Raw genomic sequence first — 24,016 nt, forward strand, 5'->3', positions numbered from 1 at the left:
AACGACTGGCGAACCATTTCCGCCGGGTGTTGTCCGGGCCACGTCGTGGCGGATGCCGGGTTTGTCCGTTCTAGCGTGAGCGCATGGCGGATGACGACAGGGCGGATCGCGACGGGCCGGATGACGGCGGGGCGGACGACGGCGGGGCGGACGACGCCTCCCCGTGGGCCCGGTTCACGCACAGCCCGTTCCTCCCGGCCACGGTCATCGTGCTGATCATCTCGGCGGGCGCGGGGCTCTTCGCGGGCTCGTACACCTTCGCCTTCGCGAACCCCACCCCGCGCCAGATCCCCGTCGCCGTCGTGCGCACCCACCATGGAACCGCCCCGCCGCCGCGCTTCGTCGCCGGGATGGAGAAGGCCCTGAACGCCTCGCTGCGGCTGCATCCCGAGCCCGGTGACGGCCGCGCCCGCTGGGCCGTCGAGGAGCAGCAGGCCTTCGGCATCCTGCGGATGCGCGTCCGCCGCGTCGGGCTGGGCCTGTCCTCCGCCGCGGGCGCCAGCGTCGCCCAGGTGCTGGCCTCGGCCGGTACGAAGGTGGGCCGGGCGGTGGGCGTGCCCGTCGCCGTGACGGACCTGAAGCCGCTCCAGCCGGGCGACCCCCGGGGGCTCGCGGTCTTCTGCCTGGTCTCCTTCGAGGGTGCCCACACCTTCAGGCGGGGAAGGGATCGAATCCCGCGGAGCAGGGCAAGGAATGGTATTTCCCCTCTAGGGGAAAAATCGCCCACGCGATCGAGTGAGCTGCGTGTCGTGCGTTGCGAGAACCAAGCGCGCACATCGCGCTGAGCGAGAACCAAGCCAGTGCAGCTCAATGCTTTCGGGCAACCGGGCAGGTTCCGTCCCGGCTGGTGCTGGGGGAGTGAGACCTTTCAGGTCGCTGACCTGCGGGGCTTCCTGAGCCAGGAATCCCCCTGCTTCAGCTGGGGGAGGGTTCAACTCGGGGATGGTCTTCTCCATGTTCAACGTCCCGTTCGGACGTTGGGCGGTCAGCCCTCACTTGGGGGCTGACCCGCGTGGGGGCTGATGGTCCTGCTCGGCAACCCCTCGTCTCCGTCGTGGTCTTCTGGACCTGGCGCCACCGCCATCCGGGCGGCTGGCCGGGGAGGGCGACCCCGGCTTCGTGAGTCCCTTGCGCGCACAGACGCAAAGATCCCCTCCTGGAACCAGGAGGGGATCTTTCATGGAGCGCCGAGCAGGCCTTGCACCTACATCCCTCGTTTGGAGACGAGTATCTTGCCTTAGACGACCGACGCATCAACTTCCGCCCCTCGGGGCGGCGTTGCAAGATCTACATTAGCCCATCCGGGGGCCCGCCGCACAATCCCCGTCGCGCCGGGGCTCCGTGACATCGCGGCGCAGCTCGTCGTTGAGGCGCCGGGTCTCGTCGAGCTGGTCCTCCAAGGCGACGATGCGGCACGCGGCGTCGACCGGAGTGCCCTGGTCGACCAGCTCGCGCGCGCGGGCGGCGATGCGCAGCTGATGCCGGGAGTAGCGGCGGTGGCCGCCCTTCGAGCGCAGCGGAGCGACCAGACCGGCTTCGCCGATGGCCCGCAGAAAGGCCGGGGTGGTGCCGAGAAGGTCGGCGGCACGGCCCATGGTGTACGCGGGGTAGTCGTCATCGTCGAGCCGGCTGTGCTGCCTGTCTTCGGCCATTGACACCTCGTCTTCATGTCGTCGGTCGCGCGTCGAGGGGCCCTGGCGCCGCATCGGCTCCAGGGCCCCGAGGGGTTCAACACCATTTTCCGCGTACCCGTCTGAGACGACAGGTGTGCGGGGATCGCGGATATCTGACCGGGGACCACCTTCCCTTCCGGGGCGTGCGGTACCCGAGCGGACTCAACTCTTCGCCCGGGCGATCCTGATGGTGTCCGCCTCCTTGATCGTCGTGCTGCCGCGCCGTTTCCGGCGCCGTGACTACGACTGGGAATCTAACTCCGGTGAGCCGCCGATGTCTACAGTCATCACGACAGATTTTCTCCGACTCGGAAGATCGAAGACCTGGCGCCCGCGAGACAGTCAAGCGTGCGAAGCGGAACAGCGGGCACAAGAGCCCCTGCAAGCGGCATATCCGATCCGACCAGGGGTGTACGTCCATGAACGGCACGAAGATCGCCAACGCTCGGCCCACGGCCTCCACCGTGGTGCGGGGCGACAGTCCTGGCGGCATTCATCGCGCGCGTGCCGCCACCCGGGCCTTCGCCAAGGGCCTCACCCCGGCCCCGCACTCGGACGTGGTCGACGCGATCCTGCTGGTGGTGTCCGAGCTCGCCACCAACGCGCTGCGTCACGGGGGCGGCCGGTACACCCTCGAACTCTCCGCCGGGCCCGACACGGTGACCGTCGCCGTCAGCGACCCCAATCCGGCGGCGCCCCGGGCCCGCCCGCCCGACCTGATGACCGGCACCGGCGGCTTCGGGTGGCACATGATCCGCCGACTGGCCCGGGAGGTGACGATCACCCGCGGCAGCGGCAAGACGATCTACGCGAGCCTCGCCCGCTGAGCGCTCTGAGCCCGCTGGCCGGGCGCGGCACTTGCGTGCGCACGCAAAAAATCCCTCCCCTGGCATCAGGAGAGGGATCTTTCATGGAGCGCCGAGCAGGCCTTGCACCTACATCCCTCGTTTGGAGACGAGTATCTTGCCTTAGACGACCGACGCATCAACTTCCGCCCCTCGGGGCGGCGTTGCAAGATCTACTCTACCCCATCCCGCGCCGTCCGCCGCGCGATGATCCTCCACCGCCTCCCGCAGGGCCGTGAGCAGCGCCTCCACCGCCGGGGGCCGCGGCGCCTCCGCCCGCAGCAGGGCGTGCACATGGCGCGGTGGCCAGCCGCGGAGCGGGCGGGCCACCACCCGCGGGTCGGGCCGCGGCGCCAGGGCCAGGCCCTCGGCGACGGCCGCGCCCACGCCGTGGGCGACCAGATCGTGGGCGGTTGCCGGGTCGTTGGTGAGGGCGACGGTACGCGGCTCGAAGCCCGCGCGGGCGCAGGCGGCGGTGAACTCGTCGCGGTCCTCGTCCAGCACCCAGGACTCCTCGGCCAGCGCGCTGAGCGGGATCGTCCGCAGACCGGCCAGCGGGTGGTCGGCCGGGAGCAGCACACAGCGCGGATCGCTGATCAGCGGCAGGTCCACCACCTCGGCCTCGGGGTCGGCCCCGGTGTCTGCCCCGGTCTCTGCGGAGGGTTCGTCCGGGCGGGCGTCGTCGCGGACGCTGACCACGGCCAGGTCGGTCGTCCCGTCCTGGAGCGCGCGGTACGCGTCCGGGGAGGTGGCCCGCTCCAGCACGATCTGCACATCGGGCCGGGCGGACCGCAGCCGGGCCACCGCGCCGGGCAGCAGCGAGGCGCAGGCGCTGTGGATCGCGGCCACCCGCACCATGCCGCGCGCGTGGGCGGCGTACGTACGGAACTCGTCCTCGACGGCCCCCAGCGCGGACAGCACCGCCTCGGCGTGCTGGGCCAGCCGGTGGCCCGCCGGGGTGAGCCGCACCCCGCGCCCCGACCGGACCGCGAGCTGGACGCCGATGGTGCGTTCCAGTGAGCGCATGCGGTAGCTGACGGCGGGCTGGGTGTAACCCAGTAATTCGGCGGCGGCGGTGTAGGAACCCGCGCGCGCCACGCCTGCTATGACCGCTAACTGATGGATGTCGAGCACATGAACACTGTAAAAGGTGTTTATGGATGCCGGGAAGATCCTTATTGGACGTACCGTCCCGGCGCCCCCCACACTCAGGGGAGCGGCCCCGTGACGGCCGCTGGTCAACCGGGTTCGCTGGGCCTGCCGAGCTGATTTTCGTATTCGCCGCCGCCTCCACCACCGACCACACCCCCACCATTCGGTGCGCTGCCGATCCAAACCTTGCGGGATTTCCCTAGAATTTTCCGCGGATTGGAATGGAACATGTCTGACAAAGACGGCTGGAACAGAATGCAACCGGTGCTCGCACAGGGCGCCGTACAGCATCAGATGTCGCTGAACGAGACCTTCCACCCGCCCCTGCCCTCCGTCGTGCGGGCCGTGTCGGAGACCGCCACCGAAGCGCACCGCACCCTCGACGCGCTGGGGTTCGGGCTGTCGCGGACCATCGCCGAACACCTGGGGGTGCCGCCGGAGGACGTCGTCGTCGGACCCGGCTCCGGCGCGCTGCTCCAGCTGCTGTTCTCCGGCTTCACCGGCCCCGACACCCACACCGTGCACGCCTGGCCGTCCTGGGAGGCGTACCCGATGATGGCGGCCAACGCCGCCTCCACCACCGTGCGGGTGCCGCTGCGGGACGAGACCCACGACCTGGAGACGATGGCGGCCTCCGTCACCGACGACACGCGCCTGGTCATCGTCTGCAACCCCAACAACCCCACCGGCACCGCCGTCGGCGAGGCCGCGCTGCGGCGCTTCCTCGGCCTGCTGCCCTCCCATGTCACCGTGGTGCTCGACGAGGCGTACATCGACTTCGCCGACCCGGACGCCGCCGCCGTCGGCCACGGCATCGCGCTGTACGAGGAGGACGAGCGGGTGTGCGTGGTGCGCACCTTCTCCAAGTCGTACGGCCTGCTCAGCCTGCGCGTCGGCTACCTCGTGGGGCACGAGCGCACCCTCGCGCCGCTGCGCGGCGCCCTGACCTTCTACCGGGTGAGCGCGGCCGCCCAGGCCGCGGCCGTCGCGGCGCTCGCCGAGACCGCCGCGATCCGCCGCCAGTGCGAGGAGACCGCCCGTGAGCGGGAGCGGCTGTACGGCGTCCTCACCGAACAGGGCTGGCAGGTGACGCCCAGCCAGGCCAACTTCCTGTGGCTGCCGATGGAGTCCGGGGTCGAGCGCTTCACCCAGTTCTGCGCGGACCACGGCGTGCTGGTGTGCGGAAAGCCGGGCGAGGGCGTGCGCGTGACCATCGCCGAGCCCGCGGCCAACGACGCGTTCGCGCTGCTGGCAGCGAAGGCGCGCGAGACGTCGCACGAGACGTCCCACGAGGCGGAAGGGCCCACCGGCCCCGCGGACCACGGCGGCGGAGGGGCGGCCCGCTCCGGTGAGGAGGCGCCGTGAGCGCCGCCCCGCACACCACCGTGACCGCCCCGGCCCATCCGCTCTCCGCCGCCCACCCCACCCTCGCCCGGCTGCTGCGCGACCTCGAATCCCGCTGGCCGTCCGGCGGCGAACGCGTCCACCGCATATCCCGCTACGCCGTGCTGCCCGCGGGCAAACTGCTGCGCCCGCTGCTGCTCGTGGAGTCCGCCAGGGCCGTCGGCGGCGGCTACGAGGAGAGCCTGCCCGCCGCCCTCGGCGTGGAGTACCTGCACGCCGGGTCGCTGGTCCACGACGACGTCATCGACGGCGACGCGCTGCGCCGCGGCCGGCCCACGGTCGTGGCGCGGTACGGCGTCGCGGACGCCGTCGTCACCGGCGACGCCCTGATCATGGGCATGTTCGCCGCCGTCGCCGAATGCGCCGACCACGGCCTGCCCGCCGACCGGCTGCTGGAGGCCGTACGGGTCCTGGCCCGCGCCGGGGTCGACCTGTGCCGGGGCCAGTCGATGGAAACCGAGCTGTGCGGGGACGTGCGGTGCGGGCTCGACCCCTACCTCACGATGATCTCGCTCAAGACCGGCGCCCTCTTCCGCGGCGCCTGCCACGCCGGGGCCCTCCTCGGCGGTGGCGACGCCGCCGCGCAGGACGCCCTCACCGGCTACGCCGAACACCTCGGGCTCGCCTTCCAGATGCACGACGACCTGCTGCCGTACACCAGCGAGGCGGCGGCCACCGGCAAGTCCGGCTTGAGCGACACCGCCAACGGACGCCCCACCTTCCCCGTCCTCCTGGCGTACGAGCGCGCCGACGCCGCGCAGCGCGAGACCCTGCGGACCGCGCTGGGCGGCACGCTGCCCGCGGCCGACGCCTACGCCGCCGTACGCCGCGTCCTGGACGCCACCGGCGCGCTGCGGGCCGCGCGGACACGCACCCGCGCGGAGGTCGCCCACGCCAAGGACCGCCTCGCGGAACTCCCGCCGACCGAGGGCTCCGCGGTGCTCGCCGCCATCGCGGACTTCTCCGCCGACCGGGAGCGGTGACCGTGTCCGGGGCGCTCGCCACCGGCTGCGGGGCGCACCTCCAGACCTGGCGGCCGTACACCCTGTCCTACCCCGGCCTGGTCGGCCTGGCCGGTGCCGCACTGGCCGACGGCTCCCCCTCGGCGGCACACCTGTGGGCCGCCTGGGCCGCGCCCACCCTGAGCTGGATCGCCGGGCACTACCTCGGCGACTACTTCGACCGCGACCTCGACGCCACGGCCAAGCCCCAGCGCCCCATCCCCTCGGGGCGGCTGAGCCCCCGCGCGGCGGTGGCCTCCGGCGTCCTGTGCGCCCTCGCCGCCGCCGTCGTCACCGCGCTGGCCGCGTGGACCGCGCTGCTGCTCGTCGCGGCGGGCATGGCGGGCATCGTCGCGTACAGCAAGGTGTTCAAGGGCCGCGGGCTTTCCGGCAACGCGGTGCGCGGCGCGCTGACGGCCCTCACCGTCGTCTTCGGCGCGCTGACCGCCGGAACGGAGCCGAGATGGCCCGCCGTCCTGCTGGCCGCCCTCGCCTTCTGGGCCCACGACACGGCGTCCAACCTGGTCGGCACCCTCCGCGACGTCGAAGGCGACCGCGGCGGCGGCTACCGCACGCTCCCCGTCCTCCGCGGCGTCCGCTACGCGGCGCGCACGGCCGCCCTGCTGTACGCGGCCGCGATCGTCACCGCCGCGGTCTGCGTCCCGCTCACCGCCCCCGGCGGCCGGACCGCCTTCGCCGCGCTCCTGCTCGCCGCGGCGGCCTGCGGCGTCGGCGCCTTCGCCCCGCTGCTGCGCGGCGCGGCCCCGCTGACCCCCGTACGCGCGTTACGGGCCCACGAGATCCTGGTCGCCGAACGCCTGATCCTGGCGGGCGCGGTGCTGTCCGGCGGCTGGGGCCCGACCCCGGCCCTGACCCTGCTCACCCCGCTGCTCGCCCTCAGCGTCCTGACCCAGCGCCGGATGCGCGCCCGCCACGAATTCCCCCCGGAGGGCGCGGAGCCGACCGCGCACCCCCTTCCGGACCGGGCCCCGACCACGGTCCCGCGCGTGGGACGACCCCCGGAGCCGGGCCCGTTGCGGCGTGTGGCCCCGGGTCCGGACCAGCGCGCGGAGCCGCACGCCGACCCGCACGCGCAGCCGCCCCCGCGCCAGGACCGGCGCTCGGGCGGGGGCCCGGACCAGCGCGCGGCGCGGCACCCCGACCGGCACCCGGAACCTCCCCCGCGCGCGGAGCCGCACCCCGACCGGCACGCGCCCCCGCCCCCGCGCCCGGGGCCCGCGCCCTCTGCCGGAGCTGCCGGGGCCGCCGGGGGTCCCAGGCCGCGGGAGCGTTCCGCCGCCGCCGACGATCCGCCGCCGCAACCCCTTCGCGCCGTACTACGGAAGGACCGTCCGAGCCCATGGTGACCCCCTCCTCGACACCCTCGACCGGCCGGATCGACGCCGCCGTCAGCGCCGGGGCCGAGGCGCTCTTCGCCCGGCGGCGCACGGACGGGGTGTTCGCCCCAGACCCGGCGGAGAACCGGTTCTCCCCGGCGAACACCGCCCTCGCCCTCATCGCCCTGCACCTCGCCGACCACGACGACCCGCTCCTCACCCGCGGCGTCGAACGGCTCGTCAAGGCCCAGCGCGACAGCGGCGGGTGGGCCATGCCCGGGGTGCCCGACGAGGTGCTGACCACCGCCGTCGTCACCGACGCGCTCGACCTGGTCGCCCCGCGCCACGCCGCGCACGCCGTACGCGCCGGGCGGCAGCGGCTGGCGCGGCTGGGCGGCCCGGAGGCGCTGCCGGAACCGGTGATGGCGGGGCTGGTCCGGCAGTTCGGCGCGCTCGCGGGGCGGCTGGACGAGGCGGCGCTGCCGCGCCTTCCGCTGGAGTTGCTGCTGCTGCGCGGGCCCGCGCGACGGCTGCTCAGCCTGCGGATGCCGATCCTCGCGAGCATGGCGCTCGGCCAGGCCACCGTGCGCCGCCGCACCCAGGGGCTGGTGCGGCGGCGGCTCAACGCGCTGGCCCGGCCCGCCGCGCTGGGCGTCGTCCGGGAGGCGTACGAACGGGAGGGCGCGAGCGGATCGTTCAGCACCGACCCGTGGCTGACCGGCCTCATCTGCGTCGGAACCACCCGCTCCGGCCTCGCCCCCGACATCGCGCGCAACGCCGCCGCCTGGCTGCGGTCGGCGGCCGACGCGGACGGCGGGTGGGAGCTGATGCCGCTGGACGTCACCTGGTCGAGCTTCGCCGCCGGCGCGCTCCTGGAGGCGGGGTACGCGGAGGACCCCCGGCTGAGGACGACCCGCGTGATGTTCCACGAGCGCCAGCAGAACACCCCGTTCGCCGCCCTCGCCTGCCCGCCCGGCTACTGGGGCTTCTCCAGCGCGGACAGCTGGCCCATGGCTCTGGAGACCGCCGAGATCAGCTCGGTGCTGCTGCGCCTCCCCGGCGGCGGTGACGACCTCCACGTACGGCGCGGCATCGACTGGCTGACCCGGATGCAGGACTCCGCGGGCTCGTGGAGCCTGGCCGTGCGGAACAGCAAGCCGGGCGGGTTCGGGCCCTGCCCGCACATGACGGCCAAGGCGGTCCGCGTCCTGCTGGACCACGGCGCGGGCACCTGCGACCGGCGCGTGGTGCGTGCCGTGCGCTGGCTCGTTTCGCAGCAGCGCGCGGACGGTTCGTACGAGGCCCTGTGGTACCGCGGCCGCACGGCGGGCACGTCGGTGGTGCTGGAAACCCTGTGCCGCACGGTGGGTGCACGACATCCGGCGGCCGTCCGCGCGGCCGCCTGGCTGCTGCGCACCCAACACGACGACGGCTCCTGGGGCGGCGCGTCCGCGGGCGAGGACGGTGCCACGCCGGGCACCGTGGAGGACACGGCGTGGGCGCTGTACGCGCTGCTCGCCGCGGGCCACGACCCCGGGTCGCGGCCCGTGACCGCCGCCGCGCGCCATCTCACCGACGCCCAGCGGCCGGACGGCGGCTGGGCCGGATCGCCGGTGAACGAGTACATCCGCTTCTGCTACCGCTACTCCGACGACACGATCGCCTCAGGGCTCGCGCTCCGCGCCCTGGCCAGGCTGCGGACGGCCACCACGTCCCCGGGGGGCTCCGTATGAGCGAGCAGAGCACCCCGTACGACACGTACGACGCCGTCGTATGCGGCGCGGGCGCCGGAGGGCTCGCCTCCGCCCGCGCCCTCGGCGCGCTGGGCCTGCGCGTCCTCGTCCTCGACAAGCAGCCCAGGCCCCGCCCGGTCGCCAAGGGCGAGGTGCTCCAGCCCGGCGCGCTGCGCGTGCTCCGCCGCTGGGGGACCGAACGGCTCCTGGAGCAGCGGGCCGGGGTGCGGCTCGGCCGCCTGGCGGTCCGGGACCCGGCCGGGACGCCGCTGATGGCGCTGGACTACGGGCGGCTCCCCGAGGGCGACCGATGGCTGCTCGCCCACGACCACCTGGCCATCCTCGACGCGCTGGCCGAAAGCCTCGGCCCGGCCGTGGAGGTGCGCCGGGGCGCCCTGGCCGAGGAGGCCCTGCGCGACGGCTCGGGCCGGGTCGGCGGCGTGGCGGTCACCGAGGGCGGACGGCGGTACGAGGTCCGCGCGCCGCTGACCGTCGCCGCGGACGGCGTCTCGTCCCGGCTGCGCCGCGCCGCGGGCATCGACGCCAGGCGCGTGGACTACCCGCACCGCCTGGCGTCGTTCGACCTCGCGGGCGCGCCCCGCCCGGACGACTTCTCGGCGTACCTCAGTCCACGCGGGCTGCGGCTGGTGTACGCGCTGCCCGGCGACCGGGTGCGGCTGTACGTACAGACCGCGCCCGACGAACTGCGCGGCGCCCGCGACCGGTCGGCCCTGGCCGCCTGGGCCGAGGGCGTGGTGGCGGAGGTGCCCGCGCTGGAACCCCTGTCCGGGCCGCTGCTGGCGGCCCTCGACAGCAGACAGACGCTCCCGGTGTCCCGGTTCCTCTCGCCCCGGCTGGCCGTCCCCGGGATGGCCTTCGTCGGCGAGTCCGCGTACGCCGTCCACCCGATGGCCGCGCAGGGCATGAACACCGCGATCACCTGCGCGGCCTCCCTGGCGGACCGGCTGGCCGAGCACCTGGACGGCGCTGACAGCGCCCTGTCGGCCACCACCGTGGACGCCGCCCTCCGCGCCTACCAGGCGGAACGGCGGCCGCTCCTCGCCCAGTCCGCCACCACCAGCGACAACGCGGCCCGCATGGTCACCGACCTGACCTGGCGCGGCCGGATCATCGGGCGGCGGGCGGTCCGCTTCACCGGGCGCAATCCCCGGCTGCTGCACACCGTCACGTACAACATGTCCGGCCTGGGCCCCCGGCCGCTGACGTTCCTGGACCGCCTCCACCAGCTCGGCGTCCTGCCCGACCCCCGCGCCCACCGCGTTCCCCAGACCTGAAAGGACCGTGTTTCATGCGGAAACAGGAAGCAGTCGTACGCCCGGTGTCCGGCGCCCTCGGCGCGGAGATCTTCGGGATGGACCTGACGGACATCGGCGACGCCGACTTCGAACGCATCCGTGAACTCCTGCTGCGCTACCTGGTGATCTTCTTCCCGGACCAGCCCCACCTCACCCCGGAGGCCCACATCGCCCTCGGCAAGCGCTTCGGCGAGGTCGAGGTCCATCCGTTCCTGCCGAAGGTCGAGGGCCATCCGGAGCTGGCGCTGATCGAGTCCGACAAGGGCGGCAAGGCCGACGAGTGGCACATCGACGTCACCTTCAGCCCCAACCCGCCGGTCGCCTCGATCCTGCACCTGGTCACCTGTCCGGAGTCCGGCGGCGACACGATGTGGAGCAACCAGTACCTGGCGTACGAGACGCTGTCCGAGCCCTACCGCGAAATGCTCGACGGGCTGACCGCCGTACACGTCCTCAAGGCGCCCGAGGTCGGCGAGCTGACGGCCGAACACCCGGTGGTGCGGGTCCACCCGGAGACCGGGCGCCGCTCGCTCTACGTCACCCGCATGTGGTCGTCCCACATCCCGCAGCTCAGCAGGCACGAGAGCGACACGGTCCTCCAGTTCCTCTTCGAGCACTCCGAGCAGCCCGCCTTCAACTGCCGCTACCGCTGGCAGCCGGGCGCGGTCGCCATGTGGGACAACAGGGCGACCCAGCACCTGGCCATCAACGACTACTCCGCCTACCGCAAGGGCCAGCGGGTCACCATCCTCGGCGACCACCCGACCGGGGACGCGCCGCGCTGGAAGAACTACGAGCGGCGCGGCGACGAGCGCTACTACCCGCGCCGGGTCAACGCCAAGGCGGGCTACTGACGCCGCGCCCTGCTGTACGGCCCCGCCCGGGGCCGTACAGCAGGGCGCGCCCCTCAGACCCCCAGCGCCCGAGCCCCCGCCGCGACGCTCTCCCGCAGCGCGGCCCGCTCCTCCTCCGGCAACCGCTCGGCGCTGCCCCGCCGCCCGCCGTCCAGCAGCACCCGCGCCCCGGCCAGCCACCCGGACAGCGGCTCGACGCCCAGGTGGGCGGCGAGGCGGGTGAGTTCGGCGTCGGGGGCGTCGAGCAGCGCCTCGTACGACAGCGGCAGCACCAGCCCGTCGGGCAGCGCGCCGAGGTGCCCCAGCCCCTCGATCACCGTGTCCGACCACAGCCGCCCGAAGGCGGCCAGCGGTAGGGGACGCGTCAACAGGGGCTTGATCTCGGCGGTTTCGTCCCCCATCAACGCCGCCAGCTCGCCCGGAACGTCGCCGCCCTCCCGCATCAGCTGGATCATCCGGAAGCCGGGATGGCGGCTCATCGACAGCGCGCAGTCGGCCCCGTCCCGGTACAGATGCACGAACCGCGCCTCCGGGAACACCTCCCGCAGCCGGGGCACCATCCGCAGCGAGTACCCGGACCGCTCCACCACCGCCGCACTGCCGAACCGCTCGGCCAGCACCTCGAACAGCGCCCGGTAATGCTCCCCGACCGGCCCCCGGCCCCGCCCGCACACCACGGGCCGCAGCGCGTCGAACAGTGCGTCCGGCTCGTCGCTCAGATGCGGCAGCGTCGTCAGCGCCACCGCCGGAATCCCGTCCCCCTCCGCCGAGAACCGCCCGCCCGAGCCGGGATACGTGTGCTCCGGCAGCCCGAAGCCCTCCCGGATGAGCCGATTGGCGAACGCGGGCGGGCTCGCCAGCACCTCCCAGAACTCCTCCCCGGACACCGGCCCCTCGGGCAGCGCACTCGGCTCCAGCGAGGCCATCAGCTCACTCAGGCTGAGGACGTGGGGGTGCAGACGCAGCACCTCCGACAGGGCGGTGGAGCCGCACCGCCCGGTTCCGACGACGAAGGTCAACGGCCGTGCTGCCATGTCTCTCCCGGAGCGTTGAGGGACCGCCGGGACCGACTCTTTCCAGCCCCGGACTCCTGCGCGCCCCGTACCCACCCGTCCCGCCCGTACCCCTGCCCCCACCCCTTTACGAGGGCGATCCCCACACTGGCGGATCGAGCCGGGCGAAGCCTTCTCGCCGCTGGTAGGGGTCAGGACCGCGTCGTGGCGACCTTCACGCCGAACCCGATCAGCACGACACCGGTCACCCGGTCCAGGGCGCGCCGCACGGCGGGCCGTTCGAAGAAGCCGCGCGCCTTGGCCAGCAGCATGACGTAACCGCCGAGATAGACGGCGGTGATCGTCGCGTGCAGCAGCACCAGGAGCGCCATCCCCAGGTGAGGGGACATCCCGGCGGGCGCGAGCGTCGGCAGCAGACCCGTGTAAAAGACGGCGATCTTGGGATTGAAGACGTTGCTGACCAGCCCCGTCCGCCAAGGGTTACCCGCCGGAGCGGCGGCCGCTTCGTCCACCTCCGGGGTGCCGCGGCGGCTGCGCAGCAGCGACTGGACCCCGAGCACGACCAGATACGCGGCTCCGGCCAGCTTGACCACGGTGTACGCCACGGCGGACGCGGCCAGCACGGCCGCCAGCCCGACCAGGGTGAGCACGCCCCACACCAGCAGCCCGGCGGTGATCCCGCCCGCCGTCCGCAAGCCGTCCCGCCAGCCGCGCGAGACGGCCCGCTTCGTCACCACGGCCATGTCCGGCCCGGGGACCACGGTCAGGACGGCGAGCACACCGGCGGCGGCGAAAAACTGTACGAACATATGCGCATCATCGCACCTTGCTTCCGCGGAACGAGGTCCGCTGCACAGCCGCCACCAGCACCACCGTGACGCTCACCAGCAGGGCCCAGGACCCGAACTTGTCCACCGCGACCGGCTGCCAGCCGTGCATCTGGTTCGGATAGCGCCAGGCCCCCACGTACGTGGCGATGTTCTCGGCCAGCCACAGGAAGAAGCCGATCAGCGCGAACGACAGCGCGAGCGGCATGCGGTAGCGCACGTTCCCCACGGTGAACCGCACCGACGTACCGGCGGTCACCGCCACGAGCAGCACGGCGAGGACCCAGCGGACATCGGGCAGCCAGTGGTGGCTGAAGAAGTTCACATAGACGGCAGCGGCCACCACCGCGGTGGGCCACGGCCGGTACCGCACCAGCTCCAGATCGTGCAGCCGCCACGCACGGCAGATGTAACTGCCCAGCGCCGCATACAGAAACCCGCCGTACAGCGGCACCCCGGCGAACTTGAACAGCGCGGGCTCCGGATAGCTCCACGACCCGAGCGAGACCTTCACCAGCTCGAAGGCCAGCCCGACCACATGGCACACGGCGATGATCGCCATATCCCGCCCGGTCTCCCACCCGCACCACCGGAACACCAGCGTGAGCAGCAGCCCGTACAGAAGCAGCAGGTCATACCGGGCCACGGGCAGGTGCGGCACCACCCCGGACGCCGCGACCCCGGCGAGCAGCGCCACGGCGAACGCGCAACTGCGCGTCTGGAGCCGGGCGAAGCGCAGCAGTTGCTGGACGAGGGTGAAAGCACTGACCACGCCCCCAAGGACGCCCCGGCCGGCCACCGGGTTGCGCCTCCTCAGAGGCGCCGCTTGGCGGCGCTGACCAGGCCGCTGACCCCGTCCCGGGTGCGCCTTCTGCGCTCGTCGAGTTCCGCCCTGCTGTCCGTCTTGTGCAGGTTCGTGATCTCGGCGAGCAGCGCCTCCCCTGCCCGGCCCAGCGCCTCGTCGTCGGTGAGCATCTGCACCCGGAACAGCGACTCTTGGGCGACGGACCGCAGATCGTAGGCCCGTTTCTGCACCTCGTCGGCGCCTTCAGGGGGCGGCTGTTCGTGCGTGCAGAACCACAGGTGCACCAGGCAGCGCCGGTAGTTGACCAGCGCTCCCGCGTAGGCGACGTAGGCGTCCAGCCGTTCCTGACGGAGCCGCTCCCCGCGGGACATACTGACGGACAGTCGTCGTGAGTGCCGCCGGACCGCCGGTCACACGGCCTGGGTCTCCGCCTCGGCCTCCTGCCCCTTCGCACGCGCCTCGCGCCCCTTGAGCACGTTCGGGCTGGTCTCGGGAGCGGCCGCCACCGCGATCACGGTGACCGCGCCCATGCCGATGAGGAACAGCGCGATCGGCCAGGACGCCCCCGCCCAGGCGAGCAGCGCGGTGGCGACGATGGGGGAGAACCCACCGACGATCATCGACGCCAGCTCGTGCCCGAGGGCGAGTCCGCTGTACGCCACCCGGCTAGCGAAGAGCTCCGTGAAGAACGCGGGCTGGGTGCCGATCATCGCCCCGTGGCCGATCACGACCGCCACGAAGATGGCCACGAAGATCAGCACCGGCTGGCGCGAGTCGAACATCGCGAAGAACGGATAGGCCCACACGATCACCGCGACCGCGCCCCCGATGTACACCGGTCGGCGCCCGACGCGGTCCGATAGCGCCCCGAACACCGGCATCGCGAACGACTCGGCCAGCATCCCCACCACGACCGCGGCCAGCACCACCCCGCTGCCCACGCCGATCTTGGCCGCGTAGGACAGGCTGAAGGTGAGGAAGAGATAGCTCGCACCGGTCTCCGCGACCCGCGCGCCGAAGGCGATCAGCACCGACCTGGGGTGGGTACGGAGCACATCGAGGATCGGCGGCGCGGACTTCTCCGGCTTCGCCTCCGCCTCCGCCTCCCGGAACGCCGGTGTCTCCATGATCCGCAGCCGGATCAGCAGCCCGACGGCGGTGAGCAGGATGCCGACCAGGAACGGAACCCGCCATCCCCAGGCGAGGAACGACTCCTTGGTCGTCACCCCCTGGGCCAGCGCGAAGACGGACGCGGAGAGGACGAACCCGAGCCCCACACCGGTCTGGCTCCAGGCCGAGTAGAAGCCGCGCCGGTAGCGCGGCGCGTGTTCGCTGACGATCAGCACGCCCCCGCCCCACTCCCCGCCGACCGCGATGCCCTGCACGACCCGCAAGCCGACCAGCAGCACCGGAGCCCAGACCCCGACGGCACCGTAGGTGGGCAGAAGCCCGATGAGGAACGTCGCGACGCCCATGATCACCAGGGTGATCACCAGCATCGACTTACGGCCGAGCCGGTCACCGAAGTGCCCGAAGATGACGCCGCCGAGCGGCCTGGCGAGGAAGCCGACCGCGTTGGTGCCGAAGGCGGCGATCGTGCCCACGAGCGGGTCGAAGGTGGGGAAGAACAGGGTGTTGAACACGAGCGCGGCGGCCGTGCCGTAGAGGAAGAAGTCGTACCACTCCAACGCGCTGCCGAACAAGCTTGCGATTGCCGCCTTGCGTACCTCGCGCGGGGCGCCCTTTTCGTCTGCCATGCCGACTCTCCAATGTCGCGGCCCGGCCTTTGGGCGGAGATTGTTCGCCGCGGCTTCCCCGACGGGAACGAAGGCGTTCCACTCACCGATACGGCGACCGCGCGTCACCCGAGGTGCAGTCGCATCCGTACATAGTCCACCCCTCGAGGCCCGCCCCGCCGCTGCCCGTCCTCCCGCCAGCCCCGCCCGGCGTAGAACCCCCGCGCCCTCCCGTTGGCCTCCCACGCCTCCAGAACCCCACCGGTGAACCCACCCGCCACCAGGCGCTCGGCGAACGCGTCGTGCAGGGCGCCACCCACCCCGCGCCCCCAGAAGTCCGGATGGACATGGATCTGGAACAACTGCCGGTAGCGCGACGCCTCGACATCCGCATCCTTGGGCGCCCCCATCGCCAGAATCCCCACAATCCCCCCGCCCCCGGCCTCGGCACACAGCCCGGTCAGCCCGGGCGACGAGACCACCCGCGCCCAAGCGGCCTCCCGCTCCGCCAAGGTGGCCGGATCGTCCGACGCCTCTTCAACCGCGCCACCCGCCAGGTAGTAGGCGGACCGCGCCCTCGTGTGAATGTCCGCCATCGCCCCGGCCTCCCCGACGCAGGCCCCGCGAACCCGAATGCCGTAGTCCATGCCCCGTACGACGCCACACGTGAGGGGTTCCGGTTCCGGGGCCTCGAGGGGCAGTGCACCCGTACGCTGCCTGACCGTTCCTCATTAGTAGGATTTATATCCTTCCACGCCTTACTTCCCGTTCTATCTGGTCACGCTTCCCACGTGTCGGTCCCGTTCCAGGGACCCGCGACGAAAGGAAGACACATGCGCGGAAGGCTCGTCATCGCCGCCGGTGTATTGGCCATGGCCCTGACGCCGGGCGTCGCGTGGGCGGCAGACGGCGGCTACCAGGCGACCGGTGACCACGGCGCCAAGACGTCCGCTTCCCATGGCTACTCCCATCACGGCAAGCATGAACACGGCAAGCAAGGCCATCACGGCAAGCACGGCAAGTCTGGGCACGGCAAGCCCGGCAAGCATGGACACGGCCATCACGGCAAGCCCGGCAAGCACGGGTACGGCCATCACGGCAAGCCTGGACACTCCCAGCAGGGCAAGGGAGTGCCCGGGTACCAGGTGGTCACGCTGCCCAACAAGAACGTCCCGAACTTCGAGCGGCGCACCGTGAACTGCCCCAAGGGCAAGAAGGTCATCGGCGGCGGCGCCGAGGCACGGGGCAACACCGCGATCCTCGTCGGCAGCTTCCCCACCGATGACCACAAGGGCTGGATCGGCCTGGGCCGGCAGACCGACGCCGACAACGTGGGCATCAGCGTCTTCGCGATCTGCGCCAACGTCTGACCGTCCCGTCCGCGCATACGAGGGCCCCGATGGACAACCCCATCGGGGCCTCTCCGGGCTGATGTCAGCAGCGCGGAACGCTTCGGTGTCCGCTTGCGTCGTCCCTCTCCGGGGCACGGTGGCCGTGTCAGGAGAGGGGAGACCGGGTGCGTACGGGCGGCTTCGCCAAGTGGACAAGGCGGTTCGAGGACGAGCGCGCGTACCGGGACGCCCAGGGCGATCCGGACTGGGGGCAAGGCGCGACGCTGCATCCGGCGGTGTGGGCCGGCATCCAGCGCTTCCAGGTCGGCGAGGACGGCGACGGCGCCAACCTCGTCGACAAAGCGGACCAGGCCGGCGACGCCGACTACGCACAGGCGGTCCGGCTCTTCATCGCCGAGGAACAGAACCACGCCCGACTCCTTGCCCGCCTGCTGGCCGCGGGCGGCATGCCGACCCTGCCCGGACACTGGACCGACGCGCTCTTCGTACGGCTGCGGCGCCTCTTGGGCCTCCGTACGGAACTACTGGTCCTGATGATCGCGGAAGTGGTGGCGCTGCGCTATTACCGGGCCCTGCGCGACGGCACCGACGACGCGCTCACCGCGGATGTGGCGAGCCGGATACTGTCCGACGAGCAGCGCCACGTCCCCTTCCACTGCGAACGGCTGCACGCCTCCCTGTCGGAGCTGCCCCGCACGATGCGCCGCCCGGTGATGGCACTGTGGCGGCTCCTTCTGCTCGCGGTCTCCCTCGTCGTCGCCGCGGACCACGGACCGGCGCTGCGCCGACTCGGCATCGGGCGACGGCGATTCGTGGCCGATGTCATGACCTCGTCCCACACGGTGATCTCCGCGGTGCTGACGCCCCACCCAGACGCATGGACGAGCGCGGACTGAGCACGGAGACAGCCTCACCGGCAACGAAGAAGCCCCCTCCGGGCGAACCAGGAGGGGGCTTTCGGCGGTGGCTGGGGCCGGGGTCGAACCGGCGACCTTCCGCTTTTCAGGCGGGGTGCGGTGACGTCTGATGCCCGTTTCGTCTGGGTTGGCGGTCCGCTGGCGTCCGCTGCTGACGTCGGCGTACGCGCCTGTTGGCGTCACGGCTGGCGTCAGGTGACCACTTGGTGATTGGGACCTGTCACGTTCGACTGCGGGCACTCGCTGACCACCGCTTTAGGAGTTCGGCCCACCCTCGGCTCGGTCGGGGCCTGTCTCATGCTCCGATGTCATACATGGCTGCTGATCGCCGCCACCGTCCGTGGCCGTTGATGTCAGCGTCGGCTGTCAGCCTTCATGCTCCGTTAGTGAGTGAGGCTGGCGCCTTCGCCGAGAGTTGGCTTGCACCTCAACCGATGACAGTTAGCTGCGATGGCGGGCGCAGAGCAGACTGGCAGCGTGCACCTCGCGGAACCGACCATGGGCGACAACCATGGTGCTTGGCTCGGCGTCGATCAGAGCACGATGTCACTGCGGGCGGCGTCCCAACTTGGACGTTGGGGCATTCAGGGCTGTGCTCGGGCGGCCGACCTGGGTGAACGGTCGGGGCGTGGCCTTGCAGGCATAGGGCGTCTTCGATCTGGCGCCCTTGGTTCGGTCAGACTCCCACGCTGAGCAGCCTGCCACCGATAGAGTGCATCCTCACGTACCGTCAGGGCTTCTTGTGCCTACAGCAGTTGAGGGTGGCTGAGTTGACTTACCTCTACGAGCAACTGGACCCCGAACGGTTTCAGCACCTCTCCCAGGCGCTCATCTCGCTTGAATACCCTGGAACACAGTGCTTTCCCGTTGGCCAGAGAGATGGTGGTAGGGATGCGGTCCAGCTCTTCGCCAATAAGCAGGGCGAATACCGGATCTTTCAAGTTAAGTTCGTCAGGAATCCATTCGTCATTGAGGATGTTCACAAGTGGTTCGTCGACACGATGGAGGATGAAGTACCTAAGATTCAAGACATCCTCAGCAGGAGAAAGGGGGCAATGGAGTACATTCTAGTCTCCAATGTTCCCGGGACTGCCTTCCCCGGAGCAGGTTCGATTGACAAGCTGAATCACCTCCTAAACTCTGACGTTTCTGTTCCTGTTCGTGTCTGGTGGAGAGACGACCTCGATCGAAGGTGCGATGGTCACGCCGACGTGAAATGGTCATATCCGGATATTCTGCGAGGAAGTGATCTACTCCAAGCGCTGGCAGAATCAATCGGGCCGGATTTGCTGGGTAGTCGACTTGATGTGTTGCGTAGTTTTGCCGCCGAGCAATTTGAATTGGATAACGAAGTCCGTTTCAAACAAGTTGAACTCAGTAACGAGATTCTGAATCTGTTTGTGGATGTCCCCGCCGTGATCTCGCTGACGCATACAGAAGGGAGACGCAAGGAAGAAAAGCGCGCGCTTGAGATCCGTGAAGTAGTTAACCAAATTGCTAACCAGGGGGAAGCGGGCAATGATCGAAATGAGCCCGTCGGTGCCGCTACTCTACTTTTGCATGATGAAGTAGCGCGACTTTCCGATCTGGTAGTTCTGGAGGGGGGACCCGGTCAGGGTAAGTCGACCTTGGCGCAGTATGTATGTCAAGTTCATAGAATGCGCGCGCTAGGGAAGGCGGAGTTCGACACCCTCCCTGATGAGCATCGTCCCAAATCGGTACGCTTCCCGATTAAGGTAGACCTGCGAGAGTACGCCAGTTGGCTGGCCGGTAACAACCCATTCAGTCAAGAGGCGGGTGCGACTAGGCCAACGCAGGCATCAAAGTCCCTCGAATCCTTTATAAGCGCGCTTATTAGCGAAGTATCCGGCGGTCGCACGTTCACGGTGGACGACCTGTCTGGTGTTGCACGTTCGAGTTCACTTCTTATCGTGCTCGATGGCTTGGATGAAGTAGCTGAGGTGCGTCTGCGTAATGAGATGGTCAGGGAAATCGGCTCAGCGGCCCGCCGACTGAAGGAGTCTGCGGCCGCGCTTCAAATGTTGGTTACTACGAGGCCGTCAGCGCTAGCAGAGGTGTCGGATTTCCCTTCGAAGGTGTTTCAGCGATGGACCCTTACGAGGCTGGGCCGTCCTCTAATCGAGCAGTACTCAGAGCGGTGGGCTAAGTCACGTCGCCTCAAAGAAAAAGAGAAGTCTAATCTCCGGCGGACATTGGCTGAAAAGCTGGACCAGCCACACATGCGCGACTTGGCGCGCAATCCGATGCAACTGGCCATCCTGCTTACTGTAATTCACACTCGCGGGGAGGCTCTCCCTGACAAGAGGACAGCGCTGTACGACTTTTACGTCGAGCAGTTCTTGGCGCGTGAGGCCGAGAAGAGTGAAATTGTCAAAAAGCGCCAAGAAGTTTTGATCGACCTGCATCGCTATCTGGCTTGGATGCTTCACAGCGAGGCAGAAACGGGCAGAGCGCTAGGGAAGATCGACGCTAACCGACTCCGTGAAGTAATCAGGGAATATCTAATATCCGAAGGGAGGGATCCTGCTTGGGCAGCGGATCTATTCACAGGTCTTGCTCAGCGGGTTGTTTTTCTTGTTGGTGCAGTAGAAGGCCTGTTTGAATTCGAAGTTCAGCCCCTGCGAGAGTACTTCGCCGGTCGATTTCTCTATGAAACTGCGCCATATAGCCCTGTGGGTAATCCCCGAAGCGGCACCAAAGACGAGCGTTTCGATGCTGTGGCCCGTAATACTCACTGGCTAAATGTCACCCGGTTCTATGCCGGTTGCTTCAGTAAGGGTGAGTTGCCGGCACTCGTTGATCGCCTTGAGGTCCTTTGCGCCGACAGTGACCTAGGGCTGACGTCTCATCCCCGCTCTCTTGCGGCTACTCTCGTGGCGGACTGGGTATTTAGCCAGAACCACAGGAGCCTGAAAAAGGTAGTCGAGCTTATCCTGGATAGAGACGGCTACCGTTCTCTTCTTGGGGACGATCACTACAGCAGCAGCGGTGGAGAGCCAATCACCCTCCCGGATGGCTGTGGGCGTGTTGAGCTTCTTGAGCGTTGTATGGGTGTGCTTCGGGGAGCACCACCTCGCGATATTCAGGTCTCAATCACCGAACTTGCAAAGAAGAACGGCACGCGCGAAGAGATCCGCAGTCTTTGGATAGCCGGGTTTATTCACCTTTCGTCTGCGAAAGAAAAGACATCATGGATTTGGTCGGGTCATTATCTGGGGGTGCTAAAATCCTTTGCCGATCAAGAGTTGCTAGATATTGTCAACGGGTTCAGCGTTTCAGTAGACGACGAAGTGGCAACGGCTCTGATTTCGGCTGGGCGGTCTGGATTCTTCGTTCAGGATTCTGATCTTTTGGAGGATTACAAAGAAAGGGTCTGTGACGGCTATATTAACGGTTTCCGGGTTTCGCGTCCCAGTGAGACCACGTTGGACCTCCTGTGTGCGTCTTTGAATCCATTTGTTCTCTTTAGGAACTATAATGACGGTCGGCGCACCTATGGTGAAAGCCTTTCGAGGCGCTTCGGCATAAGGTGGCCGAAGGGCGGACCAGCCCTTGTTGGGGATGCCGAAGTTGATGGCATAGTTCGGTCCTTCCAAGACCTCTTGAATAGCCCTCAAGAGGAAGGTGCTCTAGAGGCAGGCGGCGTATTCGCCAGGTACATTGATTCGATCGTTTCTTCCATCGGAGAGCGATGGCAGGTCTGGGCAGCAGCCTGTGCTGTCGCACTTGCAGCTCCGAGAGGTAAGCGTACCGACGTCGGCTGCAGTGATTTGTTCGACGGATCGGTCAGCGTAATGGAGCGAGTGAGATACGCTCGCCTTCAGGCCGGGAGTGCTTCGTGGTGGAGGGAGCAACTCGAGTCAGCGGACACAGGGCAGCGGCAAGTTTGGACACTTGTGTCGCTTTGTCTCTGCGGGCCTGCCACGCTTTCCAAGATCTATGGCGAGCTGGACGACATCGTAGACGGCCTCGATGCACGTGACGCGATGAGGCTGTTTGATGGCGTCGACCAGATTAGAGGTTGGTTGGGCAAGTCTCGGGATGTTCGGGTGGATCTGTTTCCCGAATCAATGAGCCCACGGCTAGCTGCGATCCTTACCATTTGGGCGCCCGATTCTGCACGCGAGGCGATTGTTAGTAGGTACCTGTCTTCGTACATCGGAGATGATGCAACGGTAAGTCAGGCTATCTTTGCTACATCGATTCAAAGGCTTCAATCCGAATTTGTCGATTGGGCGGCAGAGAATGAGCGAATCAAGCGAGCCTATCGAGTGGGCAATGCTTTCCTCCCGCATCTAGGGTACTTCCGTACGTCAGGAAGTATGCCGGTCGAGGTTGCCCGCAAAATTGCTAGTAATCCTGTCGCGTATCCGATTTTTTTGGTTCGCATGGCGGAGCTGAGCGTAAAGAGGGGGCTGGCTGAAAAAACTGTTCCTCTATCTAAGGTGGCGCAAGAGGGCGGCTGGTTTGAAGATCTGTAAGGTCGGCGGAGCGGCTTTGGGCTGGAGCTGCTTTGGGGCGAGAGATCATGGCCCCGTAAGCTTCCGGCGCGTCGGGCAGTCTGTGGACCTGCCCGTTAAAGCACGACGTTGGGGCCATGATCTTAGAGGCTCGCCCCAAAGTGGCTGCCTAAAGCCGTGGAGCCGACCGGCCCCAGCCACGACGTACCCCATCTCTGACATCAGGCGGCTGCTTGCTCTGTGCGCGGCACGGACGGCGGCCGGGCTGGAGCGGGGCGGAGACAGGAGCGCAGGCCCGGCCGGGGCCGGGCCGCGCGCGGTGAGCGGAGCGAGCCGCCTTGAACCCGTAAAGAAGGTTGTAACTCAGCGCTTGCGCTTGGCGCGTTCGTGCTCGGCGATGCTGATGATGGTCTCCGCGCCGTCGAGCTGGTGACGGAGCTTGTTGAGCACGTCGGTGCGGGCTGACTGGATGAGGTGGTCCGTGGTCGGGGCGGTGCCGGTGCTGGTTCCGGTGGGGACCCAGAACGTCTTGTGGCAGTGATCGCGGATGATCTCCTGACACGTGCGGATCACCCAGTTCATCGCCACGGTTATCTCGTCGCGGTGGAGTTGGTCCAGGTCCGAGCCGTCGTTGTGGTTGGGGTGGGGTGTCATCGGTCGACCTTCTGGTGGGCTGCGAGCTGGGCGGTGATGGTGCGGCCGTGCTGGTTGCCGGTGATGTCGACGCGGCAGGCGAGGGCCATGACGATGCTTAATCCGCGGCCGTGGGTGTCGTACGGGTCGGCCTCGGTCGGGTGGGGTTCGGGGCTTCCGCCGGAATCGCTGACGGAGATCGCGACGGTCTGAGGGGACAGTGTCAGCGTGAGGTTGAAGGTGCCGAAGTCCGTGCCGCTGGCGGTGTGGTTGACGGCGTTGCTTCCGAGTTCGCTGACGATCAGCTCGGCGTCGTCCACGCAGGGGTGGCCGCTGAGGATGTCGCGGGTCCAGCGGCGGGCACGACTCACCTCTTCTCGGAAACCTGGGCATGTCAGGCCCCAAACTCGCGGACTGCTCATATACTCGTGCATACAAGTTCCTTCGTGCTGGTAGGGGCGATGAATCGTGGGTTCGTGCTAGATGAGTCGTACGCCGTCGTGGGCGCGGACGGCTGGCGGGGATGCGTTGTCGATGGCGTCCAGGACGCGGACGGCGTATGCCTCGTCGGCAAGCTCGGTGATCTCGTCGCGGGTGACCCAGCGCAGGGCGCGGGTTTCTGCTCCGGTGGTCGGGGTTCCGTCGATGGCCTCGCAGCGGAAGACCATGGAGACGATCAGGCCGGTCATGTTCTTGTAGATGCCGGTGAGGGTCGCGGGCAGCGCGATCTTGATGCCGGTCTCTTCGAGGACTTCCCGTTGCAGGGCGTCGGGGATGGTTTCCTCGCGTTCGAGCACGCCGCCGGGCGGTTCCCACTTACCGTTGTCCCGTCGCTTGATCAGCAACGCACGGCCAGCGTCGTCAACGATGACTCCGGCGACGCTCACGGAGTGCGGGCGCTCAGTGCTCACGTTCCACGCCCCTCTCGGCTGGCTAG

General features: G+C 69.1%; 22 protein-coding genes and 1 tRNA gene. 11 read left to right on the forward strand and 12 right to left on the reverse strand.

Annotation, left to right across the window (positions count from 1 at the left end):
• Positions 1-83 precede the first annotated feature (83 nt).
• Positions 84-785 carry a hypothetical protein gene (locus tag ACH4TL_RS17250; RefSeq protein WP_398314763.1) on the forward strand — a complete coding sequence of 234 codons (702 nt, stop codon included), beginning with the start codon at positions 84-86 and terminating at the stop codon, positions 783-785.
• A gap of 395 nt (positions 786-1,180) precedes the next feature.
• Here ACH4TL_RS17250 and ACH4TL_RS17255 read toward each other — a convergent pair.
• Both ACH4TL_RS17255 and ACH4TL_RS17260 read right to left on the reverse strand, forming a co-directional pair.
• Positions 1,181-1,252: transfer RNA gene (locus tag ACH4TL_RS17255), tRNA-OTHER, on the reverse strand.
• Between the two features lie 40 nt (positions 1,253-1,292).
• On the reverse strand, positions 1,293-1,652 hold the full coding sequence (locus tag ACH4TL_RS17260; RefSeq protein WP_398314765.1) for a MerR family transcriptional regulator: 360 nt from the start codon (positions 1,650-1,652) through the stop codon (positions 1,293-1,295).
• 440 nt (positions 1,653-2,092) lie between these two features.
• On the opposite strand from ACH4TL_RS17260, the gene ACH4TL_RS17265 reads away from it, so the two are divergent.
• Positions 2,093-2,500, forward strand: a complete 408-nt coding sequence (locus ACH4TL_RS17265; RefSeq protein ID WP_398314767.1) for an ATP-binding protein — start codon at positions 2,093-2,095, stop codon at positions 2,498-2,500.
• Positions 2,501-2,641: 141 nt separating this feature from the next.
• On the opposite strand, the gene ACH4TL_RS17270 is transcribed toward ACH4TL_RS17265, so the two are convergent.
• On the reverse strand, positions 2,642-3,652 hold the full coding sequence (locus ACH4TL_RS17270) for a LysR family transcriptional regulator (RefSeq protein WP_398314769.1): 1,011 nt from the start codon (positions 3,650-3,652) through the stop codon (positions 2,642-2,644).
• Between the two features lie 273 nt (positions 3,653-3,925).
• Between ACH4TL_RS17270 and ACH4TL_RS17275 the strand changes: the two genes are divergently transcribed.
• The 6 genes from ACH4TL_RS17275 to ACH4TL_RS17300 are packed head-to-tail and all read left to right on the forward strand — an operon-like array spanning position 3,926 to position 11,315.
• Entirely contained in the window at positions 3,926-5,035 is a 1,110-nt protein-coding gene (locus ACH4TL_RS17275) for an aminotransferase class I/II-fold pyridoxal phosphate-dependent enzyme (protein WP_398314945.1), read from the forward strand.
• Positions 5,032-6,057 carry a polyprenyl synthetase family protein gene (locus ACH4TL_RS17280; RefSeq protein WP_398314771.1) on the forward strand — a complete coding sequence of 342 codons (1,026 nt, stop codon included), beginning with the start codon at positions 5,032-5,034 and terminating at the stop codon, positions 6,055-6,057. Before ACH4TL_RS17275 ends, ACH4TL_RS17280 begins: the two co-directional genes overlap by 4 nt.
• On the forward strand, positions 6,054-7,442 hold the full coding sequence (locus tag ACH4TL_RS17285) for a UbiA family prenyltransferase (protein WP_398314773.1): 1,389 nt from the start codon (positions 6,054-6,056) through the stop codon (positions 7,440-7,442). The genes ACH4TL_RS17280 and ACH4TL_RS17285 overlap by 4 nt, the downstream gene beginning before the upstream one ends.
• Positions 7,436-9,145, forward strand: a complete 1,710-nt coding sequence (locus ACH4TL_RS17290; RefSeq protein WP_398314775.1) for a prenyltransferase/squalene oxidase repeat-containing protein — start codon at positions 7,436-7,438, stop codon at positions 9,143-9,145. The genes ACH4TL_RS17285 and ACH4TL_RS17290 overlap by 7 nt, the downstream gene beginning before the upstream one ends.
• On the forward strand, positions 9,142-10,440 hold the full coding sequence (locus tag ACH4TL_RS17295; protein WP_398314777.1) for an FAD-dependent oxidoreductase: 1,299 nt from the start codon (positions 9,142-9,144) through the stop codon (positions 10,438-10,440). Before ACH4TL_RS17290 ends, ACH4TL_RS17295 begins: the two co-directional genes overlap by 4 nt.
• Positions 10,441-10,454: 14 nt before the next feature.
• A complete protein-coding gene (locus ACH4TL_RS17300; protein WP_398314779.1) occupies positions 10,455-11,315 on the forward strand; it encodes a TauD/TfdA dioxygenase family protein in 861 nt (286 codons plus the stop codon).
• 53 nt (positions 11,316-11,368) lie between these two features.
• Here the strand turns inward: ACH4TL_RS17300 and ACH4TL_RS17305 are convergent, their stop codons facing one another.
• The 6 genes from ACH4TL_RS17305 to ACH4TL_RS17330 all read right to left on the reverse strand — a co-directional run bounded on the left by ACH4TL_RS17305 (position 11,369) and on the right by ACH4TL_RS17330 (position 16,292).
• On the reverse strand, positions 11,369-12,349 hold the full coding sequence (locus tag ACH4TL_RS17305) for a sulfotransferase family protein (protein ID WP_398314781.1): 981 nt from the start codon (positions 12,347-12,349) through the stop codon (positions 11,369-11,371).
• Positions 12,350-12,519: 170 nt separating this feature from the next.
• A complete protein-coding gene (locus ACH4TL_RS17310; protein ID WP_398314782.1) occupies positions 12,520-13,137 on the reverse strand; it encodes a LysE family translocator in 618 nt (205 codons plus the stop codon).
• 7 nt (positions 13,138-13,144) lie between these two features.
• Entirely contained in the window at positions 13,145-13,927 is a 783-nt protein-coding gene (locus ACH4TL_RS17315; protein ID WP_398314784.1) for a DUF817 family protein, read from the reverse strand.
• 41 nt (positions 13,928-13,968) lie between these two features.
• On the reverse strand, positions 13,969-14,331 hold the full coding sequence (locus ACH4TL_RS17320; RefSeq protein WP_398314786.1) for a hypothetical protein: 363 nt from the start codon (positions 14,329-14,331) through the stop codon (positions 13,969-13,971).
• A gap of 39 nt (positions 14,332-14,370) precedes the next feature.
• Positions 14,371-15,717, reverse strand: a complete 1,347-nt coding sequence (locus ACH4TL_RS17325) for an MFS transporter (protein ID WP_398314788.1) — start codon at positions 15,715-15,717, stop codon at positions 14,371-14,373.
• Positions 15,718-15,821: 104 nt separating this feature from the next.
• Positions 15,822-16,292 (reverse strand): GNAT family N-acetyltransferase, encoded by a 471-nt coding sequence (locus tag ACH4TL_RS17330; RefSeq protein ID WP_398314790.1) that lies wholly within the window; start codon positions 16,290-16,292, stop codon positions 15,822-15,824.
• Between the two features lie 237 nt (positions 16,293-16,529).
• Between ACH4TL_RS17330 and ACH4TL_RS17335 the strand changes: the two genes are divergently transcribed.
• The 3 genes from ACH4TL_RS17335 (at position 16,530) to ACH4TL_RS17345 (ending at position 22,467) form a co-directional block, all read left to right on the forward strand.
• Positions 16,530-17,066 carry a hypothetical protein gene (locus tag ACH4TL_RS17335; protein ID WP_398314792.1) on the forward strand — a complete coding sequence of 179 codons (537 nt, stop codon included), beginning with the start codon at positions 16,530-16,532 and terminating at the stop codon, positions 17,064-17,066.
• 146 nt (positions 17,067-17,212) lie between these two features.
• Positions 17,213-17,944, forward strand: a complete 732-nt coding sequence (locus ACH4TL_RS17340) for a ferritin-like domain-containing protein (protein WP_398314794.1) — start codon at positions 17,213-17,215, stop codon at positions 17,942-17,944.
• A gap of 782 nt (positions 17,945-18,726) precedes the next feature.
• Positions 18,727-22,467 carry an NACHT domain-containing protein gene (locus ACH4TL_RS17345; RefSeq protein WP_398314795.1) on the forward strand — a complete coding sequence of 1,247 codons (3,741 nt, stop codon included), beginning with the start codon at positions 18,727-18,729 and terminating at the stop codon, positions 22,465-22,467.
• Between the two features lie 342 nt (positions 22,468-22,809).
• Here the strand turns inward: ACH4TL_RS17345 and ACH4TL_RS17350 are convergent, their stop codons facing one another.
• Genes ACH4TL_RS17350 through ACH4TL_RS17360 form a run of 3 tightly spaced genes read right to left on the reverse strand, consistent with a single transcriptional unit; the run spans position 22,810 to position 23,966 of the window.
• Positions 22,810-23,100 (reverse strand): hypothetical protein, encoded by a 291-nt coding sequence (locus tag ACH4TL_RS17350; protein ID WP_398314797.1) that lies wholly within the window; start codon positions 23,098-23,100, stop codon positions 22,810-22,812.
• Positions 23,097-23,513 carry an ATP-binding protein gene (locus ACH4TL_RS17355; protein WP_398314799.1) on the reverse strand — a complete coding sequence of 139 codons (417 nt, stop codon included), beginning with the start codon at positions 23,511-23,513 and terminating at the stop codon, positions 23,097-23,099. The genes ACH4TL_RS17350 and ACH4TL_RS17355 overlap by 4 nt, the downstream gene beginning before the upstream one ends.
• 45 nt (positions 23,514-23,558) lie before the next feature.
• Positions 23,559-23,966, reverse strand: a complete 408-nt coding sequence (locus ACH4TL_RS17360) for an NUDIX hydrolase (protein WP_398314947.1) — start codon at positions 23,964-23,966, stop codon at positions 23,559-23,561.
• Between the last annotated feature and the right edge of the window lie 50 nt (positions 23,967-24,016).

This window comes from Streptomyces sp. NPDC021115, assembly GCF_044333065.1.
GTDB lineage: Bacteria > Actinomycetota > Actinomycetes > Streptomycetales > Streptomycetaceae > Streptomyces.

What these genes read in the sequence shown, in the direction of transcription:
- ACH4TL_RS17250 (WP_398314763.1), top strand. Translation starts at nt 84, where the DNA reads ATGGCGGATGACGACAGGGCGGATCGCGACGGGCCGGATGACGGCGGG.
- ACH4TL_RS17260 (WP_398314765.1), bottom strand. Translation starts at nt 1,652, where the DNA reads ATGGCCGAAGACAGGCAGCACAGCCGGCTCGACGATGACGACTACCCC.
- ACH4TL_RS17265 (WP_398314767.1), top strand. Translation starts at nt 2,093, where the DNA reads ATGAACGGCACGAAGATCGCCAACGCTCGGCCCACGGCCTCCACCGTG.
- ACH4TL_RS17275 (WP_398314945.1), top strand. Translation starts at nt 3,926, where the DNA reads ATGCAACCGGTGCTCGCACAGGGCGCCGTACAGCATCAGATGTCGCTG.
- ACH4TL_RS17290 (WP_398314775.1), top strand. Translation starts at nt 7,436, where the DNA reads ATGGTGACCCCCTCCTCGACACCCTCGACCGGCCGGATCGACGCCGCC.
- ACH4TL_RS17295 (WP_398314777.1), top strand. Translation starts at nt 9,142, where the DNA reads ATGAGCGAGCAGAGCACCCCGTACGACACGTACGACGCCGTCGTATGC.
- ACH4TL_RS17300 (WP_398314779.1), top strand. Translation starts at nt 10,455, where the DNA reads ATGCGGAAACAGGAAGCAGTCGTACGCCCGGTGTCCGGCGCCCTCGGC.
- ACH4TL_RS17305 (WP_398314781.1), bottom strand. Translation starts at nt 12,349, where the DNA reads ATGGCAGCACGGCCGTTGACCTTCGTCGTCGGAACCGGGCGGTGCGGC.
- ACH4TL_RS17310 (WP_398314782.1), bottom strand. Translation starts at nt 13,137, where the DNA reads ATGTTCGTACAGTTTTTCGCCGCCGCCGGTGTGCTCGCCGTCCTGACC.
- ACH4TL_RS17320 (WP_398314786.1), bottom strand. Translation starts at nt 14,331, where the DNA reads ATGTCCCGCGGGGAGCGGCTCCGTCAGGAACGGCTGGACGCCTACGTC.
- ACH4TL_RS17325 (WP_398314788.1), bottom strand. Translation starts at nt 15,717, where the DNA reads ATGGCAGACGAAAAGGGCGCCCCGCGCGAGGTACGCAAGGCGGCAATC.
- ACH4TL_RS17330 (WP_398314790.1), bottom strand. Translation starts at nt 16,292, where the DNA reads ATGGCGGACATTCACACGAGGGCGCGGTCCGCCTACTACCTGGCGGGT.
- ACH4TL_RS17335 (WP_398314792.1), top strand. Translation starts at nt 16,530, where the DNA reads ATGCGCGGAAGGCTCGTCATCGCCGCCGGTGTATTGGCCATGGCCCTG.
- ACH4TL_RS17350 (WP_398314797.1), bottom strand. Translation starts at nt 23,100, where the DNA reads ATGACACCCCACCCCAACCACAACGACGGCTCGGACCTGGACCAACTC.
- ACH4TL_RS17355 (WP_398314799.1), bottom strand. Translation starts at nt 23,513, where the DNA reads ATGCACGAGTATATGAGCAGTCCGCGAGTTTGGGGCCTGACATGCCCA.